At 60.4% G+C, this 18015-nt stretch carries 21 protein-coding genes; 12 read left to right on the forward strand and 9 right to left on the reverse strand.

All coding sequences use genetic code 11. The annotated features are described in order from the left end of the window. Nucleotides 1-191 precede the first annotated feature (191 nt). The 4 genes from POI8812_RS00480 to POI8812_RS00490 all read right to left on the reverse strand — a co-directional run bounded on the left by POI8812_RS00480 (nucleotide 192) and on the right by POI8812_RS00490 (nucleotide 2765). The gene (locus POI8812_RS00480) at nucleotides 192-752 is read right to left on the reverse strand and encodes a Rossmann-fold NAD(P)-binding domain-containing protein (RefSeq protein ID WP_108780579.1); all 561 of its coding nucleotides are present in this window, start codon (nucleotides 750-752) and stop codon (nucleotides 192-194) included. Between the two features lie 3 nt (nucleotides 753-755). Continuing rightward, on the reverse strand, nucleotides 756-1712 hold the full coding sequence (locus POI8812_RS00485) for a calcium/sodium antiporter (protein WP_108780580.1): 957 nt from the start codon (nucleotides 1710-1712) through the stop codon (nucleotides 756-758). Nucleotides 1713-1789: 77 nt separating this feature from the next. Then, a complete protein-coding gene (locus POI8812_RS17575; RefSeq protein ID WP_162844838.1) occupies nucleotides 1790-1948 on the reverse strand; it encodes a hypothetical protein in 159 nt (52 codons plus the stop codon). Between the two features lie 4 nt (nucleotides 1949-1952). Next, the gene (locus POI8812_RS00490) at nucleotides 1953-2765 is read right to left on the reverse strand and encodes a S49 family peptidase (protein WP_370739559.1); all 813 of its coding nucleotides are present in this window, start codon (nucleotides 2763-2765) and stop codon (nucleotides 1953-1955) included. Between the two features lie 102 nt (nucleotides 2766-2867). Between POI8812_RS00490 and POI8812_RS00495 the strand changes: the two genes are divergently transcribed. Genes POI8812_RS00495 through POI8812_RS00505 form a run of 3 tightly spaced genes read left to right on the forward strand, consistent with a single transcriptional unit; the run spans nucleotide 2868 to nucleotide 4690 of the window. Then, entirely contained in the window at nucleotides 2868-3089 is a 222-nt protein-coding gene (locus POI8812_RS00495) for a YdcH family protein (protein WP_108780582.1), read from the forward strand. A gap of 55 nt (nucleotides 3090-3144) precedes the next feature. Continuing rightward, on the forward strand, nucleotides 3145-3630 hold the full coding sequence (purE, locus tag POI8812_RS00500) for a 5-(carboxyamino)imidazole ribonucleotide mutase (RefSeq protein WP_108780583.1): 486 nt from the start codon (nucleotides 3145-3147) through the stop codon (nucleotides 3628-3630). Further along, complete coding sequence (locus POI8812_RS00505) at nucleotides 3623-4690, forward strand: 5-(carboxyamino)imidazole ribonucleotide synthase (protein WP_108780584.1); 1068 nt, start codon at nucleotides 3623-3625, stop codon at nucleotides 4688-4690. The genes purE and POI8812_RS00505 overlap by 8 nt, the downstream gene beginning before the upstream one ends. Before the next feature lie 51 nt (nucleotides 4691-4741). Here POI8812_RS00505 and POI8812_RS00510 read toward each other — a convergent pair whose 3' ends face one another. After that, nucleotides 4742-5473, reverse strand: a complete 732-nt coding sequence (locus POI8812_RS00510; RefSeq protein ID WP_108780585.1) for an esterase/lipase family protein — start codon at nucleotides 5471-5473, stop codon at nucleotides 4742-4744. Between the two features lie 74 nt (nucleotides 5474-5547). Between POI8812_RS00510 and POI8812_RS00515 the strand changes: the two genes are divergently transcribed. Then, nucleotides 5548-5997: an NUDIX domain-containing protein gene (locus POI8812_RS00515; RefSeq protein ID WP_108780586.1), complete on the forward strand. Its 450-nt coding sequence runs from the start codon at nucleotides 5548-5550 to the stop codon at nucleotides 5995-5997. A gap of 97 nt (nucleotides 5998-6094) precedes the next feature. Here the strand turns inward: POI8812_RS00515 and POI8812_RS00520 are convergent, their stop codons facing one another. Beyond that, entirely contained in the window at nucleotides 6095-6406 is a 312-nt protein-coding gene (locus POI8812_RS00520) for a YegP family protein (protein ID WP_108780587.1), read from the reverse strand. Between the two features lie 40 nt (nucleotides 6407-6446). Further along, complete coding sequence (locus tag POI8812_RS00525) at nucleotides 6447-7355, reverse strand: DMT family transporter (protein WP_306438834.1); 909 nt, start codon at nucleotides 7353-7355, stop codon at nucleotides 6447-6449. A 59-nt stretch (nucleotides 7356-7414) separates the two neighbouring features. Here POI8812_RS00525 and POI8812_RS00530 point away from each other — a divergent pair, with 59 nt between their 5' ends. From POI8812_RS00530 to POI8812_RS00540, 3 genes are all read left to right on the forward strand, one after another. Beyond that, nucleotides 7415-8194, forward strand: coding sequence for a HalD/BesD family halogenase (locus tag POI8812_RS00530; protein ID WP_181377178.1), 780 nt, complete (start codon nucleotides 7415-7417; stop codon nucleotides 8192-8194). Between the two features lie 175 nt (nucleotides 8195-8369). Further along, entirely contained in the window at nucleotides 8370-9122 is a 753-nt protein-coding gene (locus tag POI8812_RS00535; protein ID WP_162844839.1) for a lysophospholipid acyltransferase family protein, read from the forward strand. Between the two features lie 216 nt (nucleotides 9123-9338). Further along, on the forward strand, nucleotides 9339-10136 hold the full coding sequence (locus POI8812_RS00540) for a prephenate dehydrogenase (RefSeq protein ID WP_108780590.1): 798 nt from the start codon (nucleotides 9339-9341) through the stop codon (nucleotides 10134-10136). Nucleotides 10137-10212: 76 nt separating this feature from the next. On the opposite strand, the gene groL is transcribed toward POI8812_RS00540, so the two are convergent. Further along, nucleotides 10213-11853 (reverse strand): chaperonin GroEL, encoded by a 1641-nt coding sequence (groL, locus tag POI8812_RS00545; RefSeq protein WP_108780591.1) that lies wholly within the window; start codon nucleotides 11851-11853, stop codon nucleotides 10213-10215. A 44-nt stretch (nucleotides 11854-11897) separates the two neighbouring features. Next, nucleotides 11898-12185, reverse strand: coding sequence for a co-chaperone GroES (locus POI8812_RS00550; RefSeq protein WP_108780592.1), 288 nt, complete (start codon nucleotides 12183-12185; stop codon nucleotides 11898-11900). A gap of 202 nt (nucleotides 12186-12387) precedes the next feature. Between POI8812_RS00550 and POI8812_RS00555 the strand changes: the two genes are divergently transcribed. The 5 genes from POI8812_RS00555 to ade all read left to right on the forward strand — a co-directional run bounded on the left by POI8812_RS00555 (nucleotide 12388) and on the right by ade (nucleotide 18010). Beyond that, a complete protein-coding gene (locus POI8812_RS00555) occupies nucleotides 12388-13404 on the forward strand; it encodes a TraB/GumN family protein (protein ID WP_108780593.1) in 1017 nt (338 codons plus the stop codon). A 129-nt stretch (nucleotides 13405-13533) separates the two neighbouring features. Continuing rightward, complete coding sequence (locus POI8812_RS00560; RefSeq protein WP_162844840.1) at nucleotides 13534-14547, forward strand: TraB/GumN family protein; 1014 nt, start codon at nucleotides 13534-13536, stop codon at nucleotides 14545-14547. Continuing rightward, nucleotides 14544-15428 (forward strand): TIGR01459 family HAD-type hydrolase, encoded by an 885-nt coding sequence (locus POI8812_RS00565; RefSeq protein ID WP_108780595.1) that lies wholly within the window; start codon nucleotides 14544-14546, stop codon nucleotides 15426-15428. Before POI8812_RS00560 ends, POI8812_RS00565 begins: the two co-directional genes overlap by 4 nt. 138 nt (nucleotides 15429-15566) lie before the next feature. Then, nucleotides 15567-16145: an outer membrane protein gene (locus POI8812_RS00570; protein WP_162844841.1), complete on the forward strand. Its 579-nt coding sequence runs from the start codon at nucleotides 15567-15569 to the stop codon at nucleotides 16143-16145. Nucleotides 16146-16225: 80 nt separating this feature from the next. Further along, nucleotides 16226-18010, forward strand: a complete 1785-nt coding sequence (ade, locus tag POI8812_RS00575) for an adenine deaminase (protein WP_108781449.1) — start codon at nucleotides 16226-16228, stop codon at nucleotides 18008-18010. Nucleotides 18011-18015: the final 5 nt, after the last annotated feature.

Raw genomic sequence — 18015 nt, forward strand, 5'->3', positions numbered from 1 at the left:
TAAAATTAAGGCGGGGAATTGATTTGCCTAAATATTGGGCACTATATCAAGCCATTGTTATAAAAAGATATTTTTATTCGCACGTGTTAATACATTGGAATCTCTACCAGAATTTTAACGCATTTGTGACAGGCCGCGCTCCGGTGGAAAAGTCAGGCCGAACGAATCGAGAGCACGGCGGCTGCCAGACCTCAGACCCGATTTTCAAGTCGAATGATCTGCCCGGTGACGGCTTTCTGCTGTGCGAGGTATGTCAGCATCGACGGCAAGCGTGATAGGTCCGGGATCGCAACCGAGATGCGCTCAACCTGAGCGGCCTGCCACGTCGGATCGCGTTGATCCGGTCCCTCCGGTGCCGCGCCGAATTCCAGCCCGGTCACCCGAAGTGCCGGCGCGCGGCCCAGTGCGGCTGTCACCACAATATCGCGTCGCGCGGCATCCACCGCGCTGCGCCCGGCAAAATGCTGCTTCAGCGTCCGAATGCGCCCGTCAAACAACGCAACGGCGAGCGTTGTGGCCGCAACCTCTCCCAACGCGTCCAACGTACTCTTGGCCTTAACTGCGTCGAGTTGGACCTGCAGCCGCTCCGCTTCAGCAAAGTCGGACGCGCCCGGCGCGGTCGCGCGCGGGACGAATAGCAGAAGATCCGCGTCAGCGGCCTTGCTCCAACCTGCCGATTTAAGAACCGCGTCTACAGCCACGGCCCATGGGCCGTCGACTTCGCCACATAAGCTGTACGTCCGCGCCACCATCGTTCAGTGCGTGCTCGCCAAAAGGGCGACGTAAGCCACGTAAAGGCCAACGAACAGCACACCCCAAACACGGGTCACATTCGTCCAGTGCAGCACAAACGGGATCAGCAGCAACGATGTGCCCAGCATGACAATCAGATCGAAGGTCAGGAACCCGTCCGGCAACGGCAGCGGGCCAAAGAAGCTCGCGATCCCCATGATCGCCAGAAGATTGAACAGGTTCGAGCCGATGACATTGCCCAGCACCACATCCGCCTGCCGCCGGATCGTCGCCATGATGGTCGTCGCAAGCTCAGGCAGAGAGGTGCCAATCGCCACCAGTGTCAGCCCGATCACCGCATCCGACACCCCATAGGCCAGGGCAATCCCGCGCGCGCCGTCGATCAGCAGATCAGCACCAAGCGGCAAACCGGCAATTCCAAGGATGATAAAGATCGCGATTTTGATCCCGGACATATCTGGATCGGCATCTTCAAGCTCTGCCAATTCATCTTCCGGTTCCATATCCCCATGTCGCGCCGCCTTCGCCGCACGATAGGCGTCGAGCAGGATATAGCCCAGCAACGCCAGCATCACGACACCGTGCCAGTAATGCAGCGGCCCCATCGCGCACAGCGCAATGAACACGATCGTTGCAGCCAGCATCTGTAAAAAGCTGCGGCGGGTGTCACATTCGGTGGTCTTGATGATGGCAATAAAGGCCGGCAGGCCGATCACAAGCAGGACATTCGCGATATTGGACCCGACCACATTGCCAAACGCGATGCCCGGAACCCCATCAAGCGCCGCCTGAATCGCGATCAGCAATTCCGGCGCAGATGTCCCGAAAGCAACGATGGTCAAACTGATGATCAGCGCGGGGATACCCAGTTTCAGCGACAGTGCAACCGCACCCCGCACGAGAATGTCTCCGGCAATAACGAGCAGCACCAGACCGCCCGCTGCAAATAGCAGATCCATTCCTTACCCCGCGCTTCGACGCAACGCTGCGCCGTTCGTGGCATATAGGCGCGTAACGCTTTGTGACAAGCACAAGATCAACGGGTGGCTCCACACGGGCACTGCCCGCCAATGACATGCCCGTTGCATTTGCGGCACCGTTTCGGCCCCCGCTCGAAAAAGCGTGTCCGCCATTTCCCGAACATGCCCATGACGGCCATGAAAATCAGAAACAGAACGATGATCTTCAGCATCATGATCTTACAACCCGTACCGTTGCCACAGCGTCCGCTCCTCAACTGCGCCCACCAGCGCCTCCGCGCCGGGCATCCCAAGGCGAGACAGTAGCGGGCGCCGCTGGCGCGTCACATTAAATCGAACATCGTCGCCGAACAGATCTTTCATCGTCGGCACGACATGACCGATCCCATCGATCAGTCCAACCTCTTGCGCACGCTGACCCACCCAGATTTCACCCGTGAACAGATCGCGGTCGGCCAGGCGATTGCCCCGCCGCGCCTTCACATGCGCGATGAAGTTGTCGTGAATGTCTTTCTGCAAAGCCTTCAGGCGAACGACATCCTCCTCCCGCTCCGGACGGAACGGGTCGAGCATGGACTTGTCTTCCCCAGCGGTGTGAACCCGGCGTTCGATCCCGTAGCGCGCAATGAACTCATGCAGGCCAAAGCTGGCAGAAATCACACCGATCGAGCCAACGACGGAGTTGGCATCCGCGTAAATCGTGTCGCCAGCGCAGGCCAGCCAATAGCCCCCGGATGCGGCCACATCCTCGCAAAATGCGTAGACAGGAACGTCCTTCTCTTCGGCCAGACGGCGAATGCGCGCAGCGATCAACGCCGATTGCGCGGGGGAGCCTCCAGGGGAGTTGATGACGAGGGCTACGGCTGCAAGTCGCTTCACCTTGAACGCACGCTCAATCCGCTCTGCCGTGCCCGCATCGCTCAACCCTGCGCGCCCCACGCCACCGCCCGCCGAGATGACGCCATCCAGGCGGATAACGGACACGACAGGTTTGCGGGCAGTGCGGGCGCGGAAGCGTTCAATCCATTTCATGCGCCACATCTAGTTGCCCACCGGCACGGGTGCAACCAACGCCAGTTGAACGAACGCAGCGGAGTGTTATCCTGTACTCTGTGGGACTGAGGGAGACATGCCGTGCGTGATGAGCCAAACCAGCTGGACCGTACCGAACGGTTGCAAGTCCGCCTTCAGGGCCTCACGCGCGAACATCGCGACCTTGACGATGCAATCTCTGCGCTTGAACAAACCGGACGCGCCGACATGCTGACCTTGCGACGGCTCAAAAAGCAGAAACTGGGCCTGAAAGATCAGATCGCCCGGATCGAGGATGAGCTTTACCCCGATATCATCGCTTGAGACCCGGCCACGCCTGCCTATAGTGCGCGAAACGTCAAAGAGCAGGGGCAACGCGATGCAGCCAGTGGTCGGAATCATCATGGGCAGTCAGTCGGATTGGCCGACGATGAAACTCGCAGCCGACATGCTCGACGCGCTCGACATCCCCTATGAGGCCAAAATCGTATCTGCCCACCGCACCCCGGACCGGCTGTGGTCCTACGGAAAAGAGGCCGCGGGACGTGGCTTGAAAGTGATTATCGCAGGTGCCGGCGGGGCTGCGCATTTGCCAGGCATGATGGCGTCAAAGACGCGGGTTCCGGTCGTGGGCGTGCCGGTGCAGACCAAGGCGCTATCCGGCGTCGACAGCCTCTATTCAATTGTTCAGATGCCAAAGGGCTTTCCAGTCGCGACAATGGCCATCGGGGCGGCGGGCGCGGCCAATGCCGGGCTGATGGCCGCGGGCATTCTTGCGACCTCTGACGCGGAACTGGCCGAGCGGCTCGACACATGGCGCGATGCGCTCAGCGCCTCCATCCCTGAGGAGCCGATTGATGAGTGACGCCCTCGCCCCCGGATCGACCATCGGCATTCTGGGTGGCGGCCAGCTTGGCCGCATGCTGGCCCTAGCCGCGGCCCCACTTGGCTTCAAGGTTCACATCTATGAGCCCAGCGCGGATTGCCCCGCCGCGCAGGTTGCGGATCGCTGTACGACCGCCCCTTACGACGATGATGCCGCCCTCGACGCTTTCGCCGCGTCCGTCAATGTCGTGACATATGAGTTCGAGAATGTCCCCACCGCGGCCCTCGACCGGATCGAGGCCGTCGTGCCCATCCGCCCCAACCGCCGTAGTCTGGGGATCAGTCAGGACCGTCTGGACGAAAAGACCTTCCTGCAAGGCATCGGCCTCAAGACCGCGCCGTTTGCCAATGTTGAGGATCAAGCGGAACTGGACGCGGCGATCTCGCAGATCGGGACGCCGTCGATCCTGAAGACCCGCCGCATGGGATATGATGGCAAGGGGCAGGCCCGCCTGCGCAGCGCCGATGATCGGCCAGAGGTTACGGCCCCCAGCGTGCTGGAGGGTTTCGTTGATTTCTCGGCAGAGATCAGCGTGATCGCTGCCCGCGCGCTCGACGGCGCGATCACCTGCTACGATCCTGGCGAGAATGTCCATCGTGACGGCATCCTGGCCACGACTACTGTTCCCGCGTCCCTTCCGCGTAGCCTGCAAACCGATGCCGTGCTGCTGGCGGGACGTATCCTGAACGAACTCGACTATGTCGGCGTGATGGGAATTGAACTCTTCGTCACGTCCGGCGGCCTGATCGTCAACGAGATCGCGCCGCGCGTGCACAATTCCGGGCATTGGACACAAAACGGCTGCACCATCGACCAGTTCGAACAGCATATCCGCGCGGTCGCGGGCTGGCCTCTGGGCGATGGGCAACGGCATTCAGACGTGGTGATGGAGAACCTGATCGGGGACGAGGTCGACCAGTGGCAGGCCCTGTCCGCAGATAGCAACGCAGCCCTTCACCTTTACGGCAAGGCGCAATCCCGCCCGGGCCGCAAGATGGGCCACGTGAACCGAGTCTCACCCCGCGCATCCAAAGGATAAGCGACCGGCTTCTTCTTGGTGGAAATATCCGCGCCGCAGGCAAACCCGCCTTCAGTCCTGCGGTGTCGTCACCAATTCTTCGACAGCGTCGAGAAAACCCAACTCATCATCAAATGTGCCGTCCCGCAGAAAGTGCAGGACCTGTGCGATGACAGTGGGGCTGTTCATCATGAACGTATGCGTCACGGGCAGCACCAGATGATCCGTCATGCCCTCCAATCGGGTGCTTTCAACCGAGACCTTCCCATCATCCTCTCCCTCGATCAGGGCAGAGTAGATCGGGTTGCCCGCCTGACTGCCTGCAATGATGCCAACCGGAAAGGTCGCCGGGCCCAGCTGCGCTGGGATCGCATCGGGCGCCAGCTCGGCCCCGGCCTCACCATTGATCACTTCAAAAAGGGGCCAATCCTCAAACACTTCGATCAGCTCAGCCCCCTGATTGGGTGGCCCCAACATCACCGTCCGGCCCAGATAGGGCAGCCACTCATCCGCAAGATAAACGCGCAGCAGGATCCCGCCCATGGAATGGGTCACGAAGTGAACGGGTCGATCCTCCCCGCATTGGGCAACCGATTGCGGAATGGCGCTGCGCGCCAGCGCCTGAATCCCCGCCTCCGTCGACGGATAGGTCAGGTTCACGGTATTGAACCCTTCCCGCTCTAACACCTGCTCCATGATCGTGAACGACGCGTCCGTGCGCGCCAGCCCGTGCATCAGCACGACGCAGGCGGCATTCGCGATGCCGGGAACGTGCAGAAAGAACAGGATCAGGATGCGTTTCATGATGCGAATCTAGGCACGCCCAGCGCGGCTGACCAGTCCTTGCGCCGCAACGGAAATTCGCACAGGGTCCGCCCATGTCACAGACCACGCCTCGCCTCGCCGCCCGTGCCCTGATCCTCGACGCCGGACGGCTCCTGCTCGTCAACGCCTATCCGGGTGCACAGTCCGACTTGATGTGCCTGCCGGGTGGCGGCGTGGAAAAGCACCAATCCGTGCCCGACAATCTGATCCGCGAGGTGTGGGAGGAAACCGGCCTGACCATCCGCATCGGCGCATTGCGTGCCGTGTCGGAATTTCATCACCCCGAAAAGGGCTTCCACCAGGTCGAATTGATCTACGAGGCCAGCATTATCGCCCGCCCCAAAGGCAACTGGGCCGATACGGAAGGCGTCGTGAACCGAACCGCCTGGGTGAACCAAACGGAATTCGCCGGGCTCCGTGTGAAACCGGATATCGTCGAAAAACTGGCATTCGGGCCGAAAGGCGATGTGCTTTACGACCCGCTCGAAGTCATCGTGCCCTGACCCTGCCAATAAGGCGCGACGTCGCTTACCCGGCTGAAGCCTTGCTGTCACATCCCCGGTCTCTCCACCGGGGATGTCATGTCATAAGAACGCTGGATCAGCCCTCATATCCCTGACGGGCTGCATTGTCCTTGGCACCCTTGGCGCTGGAATAGCCTTCGCTCGACGCCCCGACAATCTGACCGTTGGACGCTTTGCGCCGCCAGCGGTGCTCGCCCTTTTTGTCCGTGTAGAACTCCCACTTGTCGGTCGCCACAACACCGCGGTTCATGTTCTTTTCGCAATCCGCCTTGGATTTGTAGCCCTCGCTTGCGGCGCCCACGATGTTGCCGTTAGAGGCCGTGCGCCGCCAGCGATATTCACCGCGCTTGTCCTGATACACTTCGAACTTGTCGTTTTCGCCTGCCATTCTGGCCTCCCTGCGTTTTCTCGCCGGGAATCGTGCCAAGCTAGTCGCCGTCTGGCAACTTTTTTCGACCGAGCAGCAATCCCAGCGCCACCCCACCGAGGATCAGAACCGCCGAGAGGGCAAAGCGCAGCGTCGCAGGCTCGCCCAGAAAGACCATGCCACCGGCGAGTGCAATCAGCGGAACCGTCAGCTGTGCCAACGCCGCCTGCGTCGCCTCAAGCCGGGGCAGCACCCGGTACCACAGCGCATAGCCCAAGCCCGAGGTCACCGCGCCCGACGCCACAGCAAGCGCGATCCCTGCGGCCTGCGGCACGTCCTCCACCATGATCACAGCAAAGAGAAGGCCAAGCGGGGCCGCCCACAAGAAGTTTGCCGCCGTCGCGCGCAGGGGCGGACCAGACCGCGCCCCGACCAGCGAATAGAGCCCCCAGGCCACCCCAGAGCCGATCATCAATGCAAGCGCCCAAACCGGCGGCGCGTCCGCCCCCGGCACGCCGAGCAGAGCCAGCCCCGCAAGGCCCAGCGCAGAACCGACCCAACGCCAAAGCCCCGGACGCTCGCCTTGCATAATTGCACCGGCAAACATCGTAACCTGCACCGCACCGAACAGTACCAGCGCCCCCAGCCCCGCATCCATCACGATATAGGCGGTGGAAAAGGCGGCAGCATAAACGAACAGCGAACCCGTCCCCGCAAGGCTGCCCCCTTCCCAGGGTCGCCCCCCCTGCAATGCAACGAGGATCGCCAGCATCCCTGCCCCGGACACCAACCGGATCGCCGTGAAATCCCCTGGTCCAATCCCACCAGCCACCAATCCGGCACGGGTCAGCACGGAATTTGCGGCAAAGGCGATGAGGACGATAAGAATGGTCAGGATCAGGCGCATCCCCTTCTTCTGACAGATCGGACGGAAAGCACCAGACACGTTCAGGTGACCCTCACGTAACAAATGATTTTCCTGCGGGACAGTTTCGCGCCAAACTCGGTGCAGTTTATTGGGGAGCGGCCATGAACATCGCAGACATCGTGAATCAAAATATCTACCCGCTCTCTGATCCAGAGTTTCAGCAGCACTGCGCCGAGACGTTGGACCGAGAGGGCGTTCTGGCCCTGCCCGATTTTCTGCGCCCAGACGCTTTGACAAGCCTTCAGACGGAAAGCCGCGCGGGGCGGGACCGGGCCTATTTCTGTACACAAAGCCATTCGGTCTACCTCACACCGCGCGATCCGGCGCTGCCCACCGATCATGCCGCGAACCGGCAGGTGGAAAGCTCAAAGGGGTGCATCTGTGATGACATCATCGCAGCGACATCCCCGCTCAGGACGCTCTATGACTCAGAGGCGTTTCGCAGCTTTGTCATGGCCACGACAGGTGAGGACGCGCTCCACCCCTATGCCGATCCACTCTCCTCCATCAATATCCATTATGCCGAGCGGGGGCAGGAACTCGGCTGGCATTTCGACAATTCCTCCTTTGCCATCACCCTGCTGATCGAAAAACCCGACGCCGGCAGCCGCTTTGAATACGTCAAAGATCTGCGCGACGCAGATGCGGGGGAGATGAATTACGATGGCGTCACCGCACTGCTCGACGGAGCCACACAACCCGACGTGCTGACGATGGATCCCGGCACGCTCGTACTCTTTCGGGGGCGCAATTCCATTCATCGCGTCTCCCCCAATGAAAGTGACAAGACCCGCATGCTCGCCGTTCTGGCCTACAATTCCCAGCCGGGGGTCGAACTGTCTGAAAATGCGCGCATGACCTTCTATGGACGCCTCGCTTAGCGACGGCTGCTCAACTTCGTATTGATCCAGAACTGTCCTTAGCCCATAGAGGCGGCACGCAGGCGCTTGTCGGGCCCTGCGTCAGACGGGCCGACCACATACCACCGTCACGATCCCCGGCAGGCAACATGCGCGACGGGGATATATGCCTACGCACCTTCCAGCAGAGACCGCGGTGACCGCGACGATTGACGGTTTTGGCATTCGATTCCTCAAGCGTGGGGTGCTGTTTGTTGCCGGGCCGCTCTACTTTCTGATCATCGCCTTCATACCCCTGCTATGCGGCCGTCGCCGGGGATTTCGTGGCTGGTATTGGCGCAAGGTCAAGCGCGCCTGCACCCGCCTGCTCTGGCTGCTCAGCATCCGTCCCATCATGTCAGATGCGGATCGGGCGACGCTGGCGAGCGACACCAACAGCATCATCGTGATCAACCACCGCAGCCATCTCGACGGCTTCGCGCTGATGGACGTGATGCCTGATGAAAAATGGATCACCTTCGCCGCTAAGAAGGAACTCTGCGACGCCCCCCTCCTGCGTCGCGGATTCAAGGGCGCAGGCCTTGTCGAGATTAACCGGAAAAGCGGTGCGGTTGCGCTCGAAACCCTGACCTCTGCGGTCGACGAGATGCCCGCCCGCAGTTCGGTCGTGCTCTTTCCCGAAGGCACACGCACCAAATCCGAAGGCCTCGGCCCCTTCAAAGCCGGGGCGGTGATGGTCGCCCGCAAGACCGGTCGCACGATCCGCCCGATTGTGATCCACGCCTCAGACCGCCTCCTGCCCCCGGGCAAATTGCTACCCAAAAGCGGCACGATCCGCATCGAGGTTCTCCCCCCCTTCAAATGTGATCCAAACGTTGCTGTCGACGATGATGTGGAACGGTTGAGGGCCAGCATGTTGGAAGCGTTTGATGCGGACCCAAGCAGGTAGCAACGGCAAGGCACGCCAGCAGTGCCCTGCCAGATCGTTGACATACACTGCCTGCGGCCCGTAAGTCTGCGTCCATGATGAAATTGTGCTTCGCATCGCAGGACTATTATCGCCCGCTTCCATAGCCGCGGGTCATTCATCATTTGTTTTCCGCTGCCCCGTCAGCGGTCACCTTGCAATCGACCTCATGCCGGGCGGCATGTTCAGAGGTCGAAAATGAGCAAGACAATCAGCAAACAACACACGTCCATTGGCATAGTGGGGTTCGGTGCATTCGGACAACTCGCAGCCCGGTACCTTACGGCTCATTTTGCAGTAGCGGCTTATGACCCATCCTCCGCAGTGGCCAGCATGGCCCAACGGCTTGGGGTGCGCCTGACGTCGTTGCACGACGTGGCGCAGGCGGACATTGTATTGATAGCGGCTCCCGTCTCTTCGTTCGAGCAGGTGGTTGAGCAGATTGCAAAAGCCTGCAATCCCGGCGCCCTGATCATCGATGTTGGCTCGGTCAAGGTTGGACCTGCCGAAATCATGCGCAAGCTCTTACCTGGCCATGTCGACATTGTCGCGACACACCCGTTGTTCGGCCCGCAAAGCGCTGCCAACGGGCTGAAGGGCCTGAAGATTGCCGTCTGCCCTATTCGCGGCAATCGCCATACTCGATTGGCTGCATTTCTGCGAAAATCGCTGGGGCTCACCGTTATCGTGACTACGCCCGAAGATCACGACCGCGAAACGGCAATCGTTCAGGGGCTGACCCACCTCATCGCGAAGGTGTTGCTGAGGATGGGACCACTGCCAACGCGCATGACCACCAGAAGCTTTGATTTGCTGTCGGAGGCTATCGCCATGGTCCAACATGATGCGCCAGAGGTCTTCGAAGCGATCGAGCGCAGCAATCCCTATGCAGAAGCGGTGCGACGCCGATTCTTCGATCTGGCCGCCGATCTGAGTGTCGAACTGGACGCTCCACTGCCTTCCCCAGCCCGCAACGAGGTGCTGATTGGCGAATAATTCCGGGAACGACACCAAACAAATAGGGCCGCAGCTTCGCGCTGCGGCCCCTTTTTTCTCAACCCATCCGGGTTGATTACATCATGCCGCCCATGCCGCCCATGTCGGGCATTGCAGGTGCGCCAGCGCCTTCTTTGGCGGGCTTGTCTGCGACCATCGCTTCGGTGGTGATCAGCAGGGCTGCCACGGAAGCTGCATCTTCCAGCGCGGTACGCACGACTTTCGCCGGGTCGATCACGCCGAAGGAGAACAGATCGCCGTACTCTTCGGTCTGTGCGTTGAAGCCGAAGGAGGTGTCGTCGCTCTCACGGACTTTGCCCGCAACGACTGCACCGTCCACACCAGCATTCTCGGCGATCTGACGCAGAGGTGCTTCCAGCGCCTTGCGCACGATCGCCACACCCGCGTTCTGGTCAGCGTTCGCGCCCTCCAGACCTTCGAGCGCTTTGCCTGCCTGCACCAGTGCAACGCCGCCGCCAACGACAACGCCTTCCTGCACAGCTGCGCGGGTCGCGTTCAGGGCATCGTCCACACGGTCCTTACGCTCTTTCACTTCCACTTCGGTGGAACCACCGACGCGGATCACGGCAACGCCGCCTGCGAGCTTGGCCAGACGCTCCTGAAGCTTCTCACGGTCGTAGTCAGAGGTCGTCTCTTCAACCTGCTGCTTGATCTGAGCGACACGCGCTTCGATCTCTGCCTTCTCACCCAGGCCGTCCACAATGGTGGTTTCGTCCTTGGTGATGGAGATGCGCTTGGCAGAGCCCAGCATGTCCATCGTGACGTTTTCCAGCTTCATGCCCAGATCTTCGGAGATCACCTGACCACCGGTCAGAACCGCGATATCCTGCAGCATCGCCTTACGACGGTCGCCGAAGCCCGGTGCCTTCACAGCAGCGATCTTCAGGCCGCCGCGCAGCTTGTTGACCACGAGGGTCGCCAGCGCTTCGCCGTCCACGTCTTCTGCAATGATCAGCAGCGGCTTGCCGGACTGGATCACCTGCTCAAGCAGCGGAACCATCGGCTGGAGGGAGGACAGCTTCTTCTCGTGCAGCAGCACGATCGCGTCTTCCAGCTCTGCAATCATCTTGTCAGGATTGGTGACGAAGTAAGGGGAGAGGTAGCCGCGGTCGAACTGCATGCCCTCGACCACTTCGGTCTCGGTCTCCAGACCCTTGTTCTCTTCAACGGTGATGACGCCTTCGTTGCCGACGCGCTGCATGGCGTCAGCGATCTGACGGCCAATTTCTGCTTCGCCGTTGGCGGAGATTGTGCCGACCTGCGCAACTTCGTCAGAGTCAGAAACCGGACGCGCCATGGAGCGGATCTGCTCGACCACTTTAGCAGTGGCAAGGTCGATACCACGCTTAAGGTCCATCGGGTTCATGCCGGCGGCAACGGACTTTGCGCCTTCTTTGACGATGGCTTGTGCCAGAACGGTCGCGGTGGTGGTGCCGTCGCCCGCTTCGTCATTGGTGCGGGAAGCAACTTCCTTGACCATCTGCGCGCCCATATTCTCGAACTTGTTCTCAAGCTCGATTTCTTTGGCGACAGACACACCGTCTTTCGTGATGCGCGGTGCGCCGAAGGACTTGTCGAGGACCACGTTGCGGCCTTTGGGGCCGAGGGTCACTTTGACGGCATCTGCGAGCGTGTTGACGCCCTTGAGCATGCCGTTACGGGCTTCGGTGCCGAATTTTACGTCTTTAGCAGCCATGATTAAGCTCCTTTAGAAATGTGTTGAAAGGGAAAAGCGGTCGCTCAGCCGATGATGCCGAGGATGTCGCTCTCTTTCATGATGAGCAGGTCTTCACCGTCGATCTTGATCTCGGTGCCGGACCACTTGCCGAACAGAACCTTGTCGCCCGCTTTCACGTCCATCGGTGCGCGGCCGCCATTTTCGTCACGTGCGCCGGAACCGACGGAAATGACTTCGCCCTCGGCGGGCTTTTCCTTGGCGGAATCAGGGATGATCAGACCACCAGCGGTTTTTTCGTCGCTCTCAAGGCGGCGAACCAGAACGCGGTCATGCAGGGGGGTAAAAGCCATGAGTCTCTCCTTACAAAAGTCTCTGTTACGGGTGGACGGAAGCGCCTTAGCACTCACCGCCCAAGAGTGCTAACAGCCGCATAGCTAGACAGCGCCCGCCGCAGTGTCAACTCTTGTGAAGGATCAAAATTTAACAGCGATCTGCGTGTCTCTGCGCCAGGACTGCGCTACCCAGATTTAACCATTGGCAGGAGACCTATGCATGATCGCGAAGAGCGCAACCCTATTGCTGTCCTTGATTTTCACCACAGCAATCGTGGGGCAGGCGTCCGCCCGCTGTGGGGGCCAAAACCTTATGGATACGCTGACCGAGCAGGAGCGTGGCTATATCGACGCCTTTGTTGCAGAAACCGCCTATTCCACAGGTCGCGCCTTTGTCGCCCGCCGCAGCACCCAGCATATTTTCTTCTACGGAATCATCGATTCCGGCTTTGGGCCCGACCTGCCTGAAGCCGTCCGGGATGGCATGAAAGGTGCCGAGTCCATGATGTTCCGAACCTCCAGCATTGATGAAGCAATCTTCGAAAACCAACTCGCCGGCGACCCTTCGCTCTACGCCGACACATCGGGGGAGAGCCTTGAGAAGGATTTGTCAGAGGAACAATGGGCGATTCTGACCGAACGGCTCGATCCGCTGGGGTGGTCGACGGCGGATATCGAAAGTCTGCATCCCTGGGTGGTGGCCGATTGGGCCGCCTTTCCTCTCTGTGAACTGGAGGGGCAGATGAACGGTGCGCAGACAATGGAAATGATGGTGGAAGACACCTCATCAACGATGCGCATGCCAAGGAGCGCGCTGGAAGCGCCCGTGGACTATTTCAACGCCATGAATGCGCTGTCGCGCGATCAGCAGGTTGACCTGCTACGCTGGTCACTCAGCGTGGGCGGTATTGACGGCGTCGCCGACCTGCACAGGACCGTCATTGCCCTCTACGGCGAAGGACGCACAGGCGCGATGTGGGCAATTCGCGATGTAATCGCCGGGCGCAATCCGCCCGACAATCTCGCGACCGAAGACGCCCGGCATGTCAGCTATCAGGCCCTGATAATCGACCGTCATCAGGAATGGTTGGGACCCATCCTCTTTTTCTCCGGCATGCACCCGATTTTTGTCGCCGTCGGCACCGATCACCTGATCGGCGAGGACGGGTTGCTGCGCCTTCTCGAAAAGGACGGCTTTTCCATCGAGCGCGTCATGCTCGATGGCGAGGTCGAGTAAACGCACAGCACTTCGAGGGCGGCGCCTTTCAGCCGTCGAATGCTGAGCCGAATTACAGTTGGCCCTGTGCCCTGCCGCGCAGGGATGCTAGCTCTCTGCCCAGCCCCCGATTGTCTCTATGAGGTTCAGATGTTGAAGCCGTTAACCTTTTTGATCGCCGCCGTCGCCCTGTGCACGCTTTGTGCACAGGTTGTGCACGCCCGGTGCATCGCCGATCCGGCCATTAACCTTTTGACGGACAGCCAGCGGGCACAGGTCGACGTGGCCGCAGCTCAGGTCCCGAATGCACTGGGCCGACTCTACGAAATTTCAGGGAACAACACGCGCGGTATGCTCTTCGGCACGTTCCACACGGCGCAACCGGACGTCGATCTGCCTGACGAAGTCGCAGCGCGGATTGAGCAGGCTGAGACACTTCTGGTCGAAGTGACAACTGCCGATCAACAGGGCGCCCAGGCCATGTTGGGCTTGCGCCCGGACCTCTTCATGAGCCTTGACGGCAAAGGGTTGAGCGATCAGCTCTCGCCACAGGATTGGACAACGCTCAGCACCGCCGCGGCACCGCTCGGCGTGCCACCTCATGTCGCGGACCGCTTCAAACCATGGTTCGCCGCAACGCTGGTCGCGCTGCCCGAATGCGAACTGGTCCTGCAGGCACGCGGCGGCACCACACTGGACGCGCGCGCCGAACTGGTTGCGCAAGCCGCTGGCGTCACGGTTGCGCCCCTGGAAACCACCCTCGAAATCTTCGAGATGATGGACGCGCTTGAAGACACGGTCGAGCTTGCTTTCCTGCAAACCTCCATCTCCACACTCGACCTTGCTGTTCCGGTCTTTATTGAAACGCTCGACTACTACCAGCGTGGCGAGATCGCGCATGTTGCTGAATTTGCAGATATTCTGGCCGCGGATGAGATTGACGATCCAGCGCTGATCGAAGCGGCCGAGGTGCTGGAGACCCAATTGCTCGACGGGCGCAACGCCAACTGGATGCCGACAATCACAGCTGCGCTCGAGGCAGGTGATACAGTCATTGCCGTTGGTGCACTGCACCTTGTCGGAGAGACCGGACTGGTCGAACTGCTCCGCGAACAGGGCTATGTCGTCGATCGGATCGTCCTTGAAGGAGAAACGGCGCAATGACCCGCATCATCGAAAATCTCGACGAGATCGCAATGAACTATGACGCGGTGTTCTGCGATTTGTGGGGGTGTCTGCACAATGGTGTCCGACCCTTTGAGGAAGCCGTCGCGGCCCTCACCCAGTTCCGCGATGGCGGCGGGACGGTCTTGTTGTTGACCAACTCGCCCCGCCCGTCGGCGCATGTCGTCACCCAGCTCGATGAGATCGGCGTCGCGCGCGACCTTTATCAAGGCGTGACAAGCTCCGGCGATGCCGCTGTCGACGCCCTCGCCTCCGGCGCATTCGGATCGAAAGTCTACCATCTTGGACCAGGCCGGGATGAGCCGTTCTTCACGGCCGTGGCAGAGGATGATTTCTACGAAGGCACGACGGTCGAGCGCGTGCCGCTTGAGAAGGCCGAGAGCATCGTTTGCACCGGTCTATTCGACGACAACACCGAAACACCCGACGACTATCGCGAGACCATTCTTTACGGTGTGACGAAGGGTCTGAAAATGCTGGTCGCCAATCCTGATGTGATCGTTGATCGCGGCGACAAGCGCATCTATTGCGCGGGCGCAATCGGGCAGGCCTATGCTGAGGCCGGTGGCGACGCGCAAGCGTTCGGAAAACCGCACGCCCCCATCTACGCGCTGGCCCGTCGCAAACTCACCGAGATCCGCGGGAACAGCGTCGATGATGATCGCATCCTGTGTATCGGGGATGGGATCAATACGGATATCGCAGGCGGCGTCGGTGAAGGGCTCGACACGCTCTTCATCACCGGCGGCCTCGCCGCAGAGGAAACGGCGACGACCCGCCAACCGGATCCCGACAAGCTCGACCGTTTCCTGAAAGCGGCTCGGTTAAGCCCGACGGCGGCGATTGGGTATCTGCGTTGAAACGAAACTGAGCGGCTCGCGCATTCGTGAGCCGCTTTGGGCGAAGTTTTCATGATTTCAAGCCTTTCCCAGAAGAATGCGGGGCCTAGGTCGCCGCTCATGAAATCCTTCATGCCAAGTTCTTTTTGGAGAGACGCAATGAAAAATGTCCTTCTTTCTGCCACTGTTCTGACTGCTCTTACCGCAGCTCCTGCCCTTGCCGGCGGCTTCGGCTCCTATTCCGGCACGGGCGATTGGACTGGTCCGTCCGTCGGCCTGCAATTCGGCAACATTGATGCCGACACCAGCGGCGCGGCCGCAAGCAGCGGTGATGACGACATCTACGGTCTGACGGCCTATTACGACTACGATTTCGGGTCGTTCATTCTGGGCGGCGGGATCGAGCTGGACCGCACCGATCTTGCCCTGCGCAACGCAGCCGGTGCGACGATCGCGACAATCGATTCAGTTGAGCGGTTCGCACTGCGCGGCGGCATCGATGGCGGGCGCAACTTCTACTATGTCACTGCGGGTGTCGCAGATGTCGAGACCAGCGCAGGCGCAGCCGCTCCGGGCGATTCCAGCGGCTCGTTCTATGGCATCGGGTACGAGGTTTTCATCACCGATCTGGTAACGGCTTCGGCAAAGGCGTTGCGCCACGATTTCGACAGTTTCGCTATCAACGGGCTGGAGGCTGAGGCGACGACGATCCAGCTTGGCCTGAACATGCGCTTCTAAGCCACAGCGCGCGTCCCGTCTGGACGGGGCGCGCGCAATCCCGGACAATGGCGGACCTATTTGATGCAGGAGCCGCTGATATGTTTCCCACTTGGCAGGATGTCGCCGCAAATCTTGTTGCCGTAGCTGCAGGGCGTGCCCCCGCTGACACGGTCATGAAGGGCGGGATCTGGGTGAACGTGCACACGCGCGAATGCCTCGAAAACCATGACATTGCGATCAAGGATGGGCGTTTCGCCTATTGCGGGCCGGACGCCTCTCACTGCATCGGCCCTGACACTGAAATCGTTGAGGCAAAGGGCCGATATATGGTGCCCGGCCTGTGTGACGGGCACATGCATATTGAAAGCGGCATGCTGACAGTCACCGAATTTGCCCGCGCCGTGATGCCCCACGGCACGACCTCGATGTTTGTCGATCCGCACGAGGTTGCAAATGTGCTGGGGCTTTATGGCGTGCGGCTGATGCATGATGAGGCGCTGGAACAGCCGATCAACGTCTATGTGCAGATGCCCTCCTGCGCCCCCTCGGCGCCGGGGTTGGAGAATACGGGCGCTGAGCTTGGGCCTGATGAAGTGGCCGAGGCGATGGCGTGGCCCGGCATCATCGGGTTGGGTGAGATGATGAACTTTCCTGGCGTGATCAACGGATCGCAGGCCATGCTGGCAGAGATTGCCGCCACGCAGGCCGCGGGTAAGACGGTTGGCGGCCACTATGCGTCCCCCGATCTCGGACCTGCGTTCCATGCCTATGTCGCGGGCGGTCCGGCGGATGATCATGAGGGCACGTGCGAGGCCGATGCGATTGCCCGTGTGCGGCAAGGGATGCGGATGATGATGCGCCTCGGCTCTGCATGGTATGACGTTGAAAGCCAGGTAACGGCGGTTACGGAAAAGGGGCTAGACCCGCGTTCGTTCATTCTGTGCACCGATGACAGCCATTCTGGCACGCTGGTTCGCGATGGACATATGAATCGTGTGGTGCGCCATGCCATCGACTGCGGGCTCGACCCTTTGATCGCAATACAGATGGCAACGATCAACACGGCGACGCATTTCGGGCTGGAGCGTGAAATCGGCTCGATCACTCCGGGTCGGCGTGCCGATATGATCCTGACATCCGATCTGAAATCGCTACCCATCGAGATGGTTTTAGGCCGTGGTGAAATCGTGGCTGAGAGTGGTACGCTCAAAGCCCCCCTGCCCGATTTCGAATGGCCGCTCGACAGCAAACAGACGGTCAACATGGCCCGCGATCTGACAGCCGCGGATTTCGACATTCGCCATGAGGGCGACCGGGCGCGCGTGCGGGTCATCGGTGTCGTTGAAAATCAGGCCCCCACCAAGGCGTTGGAGGCCGAGGTGACGGCGACGGATGGCGTCCTGAACATGGACCGCGCCAGGGATGTTTGCCAGATCGCATTGGTCGAGCGGCATCGGGCGACCGGCGGTGTCACCAACGCCTTCGTCTCTGGCTTTGGCTATGACACGGACTGCGCCATGGCTTCTACCGTTGCGCATGATAGCCATCACATGATCGTCGTCGGGACAGACAAAGCCGATATGGCAATGGCTGCAAATCACCTGCGCGCGCTCGGCGGCGGGATCTGCGTCGTGAAAGGTGGAGAGGTCATTGCCTCTGTCGCCCTGCCCATCGCCGGATTGATGGCAGATCGCCCCGCGCATGAGGTTGCAGCGGATGCAGATCGCATGATGGAGGCGATGGTTGCGTGTGGATGCAAACTCAACAACGCCTATATGCAGCATTCCCTTCTGGCACTGGTGGTGATACCTGAGCTTCGTATCTCGGATATCGGCCTCGTCGATGTCACAACATTCAAAAAGACCGAGCTTATACTCGGCTGACCATT

The sequence above is a fragment of the Pontivivens insulae genome, from assembly GCF_900302495.1.
GTDB classification, from domain to species: domain Bacteria; phylum Pseudomonadota; class Alphaproteobacteria; order Rhodobacterales; family Rhodobacteraceae; genus Pontivivens; species Pontivivens insulae.

Excerpts from the sequence above, each read along its gene's own strand:
- POI8812_RS00515 (WP_108780586.1), top strand. The coding sequence starts at position 5,548 with ATGTCACAGACCACGCCTCGCCTCGCCGCCCGTGCCCTGATCCTCGAC.
- POI8812_RS00505 (WP_108780584.1), top strand. The coding sequence starts at position 3,623 with ATGAGTGACGCCCTCGCCCCCGGATCGACCATCGGCATTCTGGGTGGC.
- POI8812_RS00530 (WP_181377178.1), top strand. The coding sequence starts at position 7,415 with ATGAACATCGCAGACATCGTGAATCAAAATATCTACCCGCTCTCTGAT.
- POI8812_RS00490 (WP_370739559.1), bottom strand. The coding sequence starts at position 2,765 with ATGAAATGGATTGAACGCTTCCGCGCCCGCACTGCCCGCAAACCTGTC.
- POI8812_RS00550 (WP_108780592.1), bottom strand. The coding sequence starts at position 12,185 with ATGGCTTTTACCCCCCTGCATGACCGCGTTCTGGTTCGCCGCCTTGAG.
- POI8812_RS00540 (WP_108780590.1), top strand. The coding sequence starts at position 9,339 with ATGAGCAAGACAATCAGCAAACAACACACGTCCATTGGCATAGTGGGG.
- POI8812_RS00520 (WP_108780587.1), bottom strand. The coding sequence starts at position 6,406 with ATGGCAGGCGAAAACGACAAGTTCGAAGTGTATCAGGACAAGCGCGGT.
- POI8812_RS00565 (WP_108780595.1), top strand. The coding sequence starts at position 14,544 with ATGACCCGCATCATCGAAAATCTCGACGAGATCGCAATGAACTATGAC.
- POI8812_RS00510 (WP_108780585.1), bottom strand. The coding sequence starts at position 5,473 with ATGAAACGCATCCTGATCCTGTTCTTTCTGCACGTTCCCGGCATCGCG.
- POI8812_RS00570 (WP_162844841.1), top strand. The coding sequence starts at position 15,567 with ATGAAAAATGTCCTTCTTTCTGCCACTGTTCTGACTGCTCTTACCGCA.
- POI8812_RS17575 (WP_162844838.1), bottom strand. The coding sequence starts at position 1,948 with ATGATGCTGAAGATCATCGTTCTGTTTCTGATTTTCATGGCCGTCATG.
- POI8812_RS00485 (WP_108780580.1), bottom strand. The coding sequence starts at position 1,712 with ATGGATCTGCTATTTGCAGCGGGCGGTCTGGTGCTGCTCGTTATTGCC.
- POI8812_RS00555 (WP_108780593.1), top strand. The coding sequence starts at position 12,388 with ATGATCGCGAAGAGCGCAACCCTATTGCTGTCCTTGATTTTCACCACA.
- ade (WP_108781449.1), top strand. The coding sequence starts at position 16,226 with ATGTTTCCCACTTGGCAGGATGTCGCCGCAAATCTTGTTGCCGTAGCT.
- POI8812_RS00560 (WP_162844840.1), top strand. The coding sequence starts at position 13,534 with ATGTTGAAGCCGTTAACCTTTTTGATCGCCGCCGTCGCCCTGTGCACG.
- POI8812_RS00480 (WP_108780579.1), bottom strand. The coding sequence starts at position 752 with ATGGTGGCGCGGACGTACAGCTTATGTGGCGAAGTCGACGGCCCATGG.
- purE (WP_108780583.1), top strand. The coding sequence starts at position 3,145 with ATGCAGCCAGTGGTCGGAATCATCATGGGCAGTCAGTCGGATTGGCCG.
- groL (WP_108780591.1), bottom strand. The coding sequence starts at position 11,853 with ATGGCTGCTAAAGACGTAAAATTCGGCACCGAAGCCCGTAACGGCATG.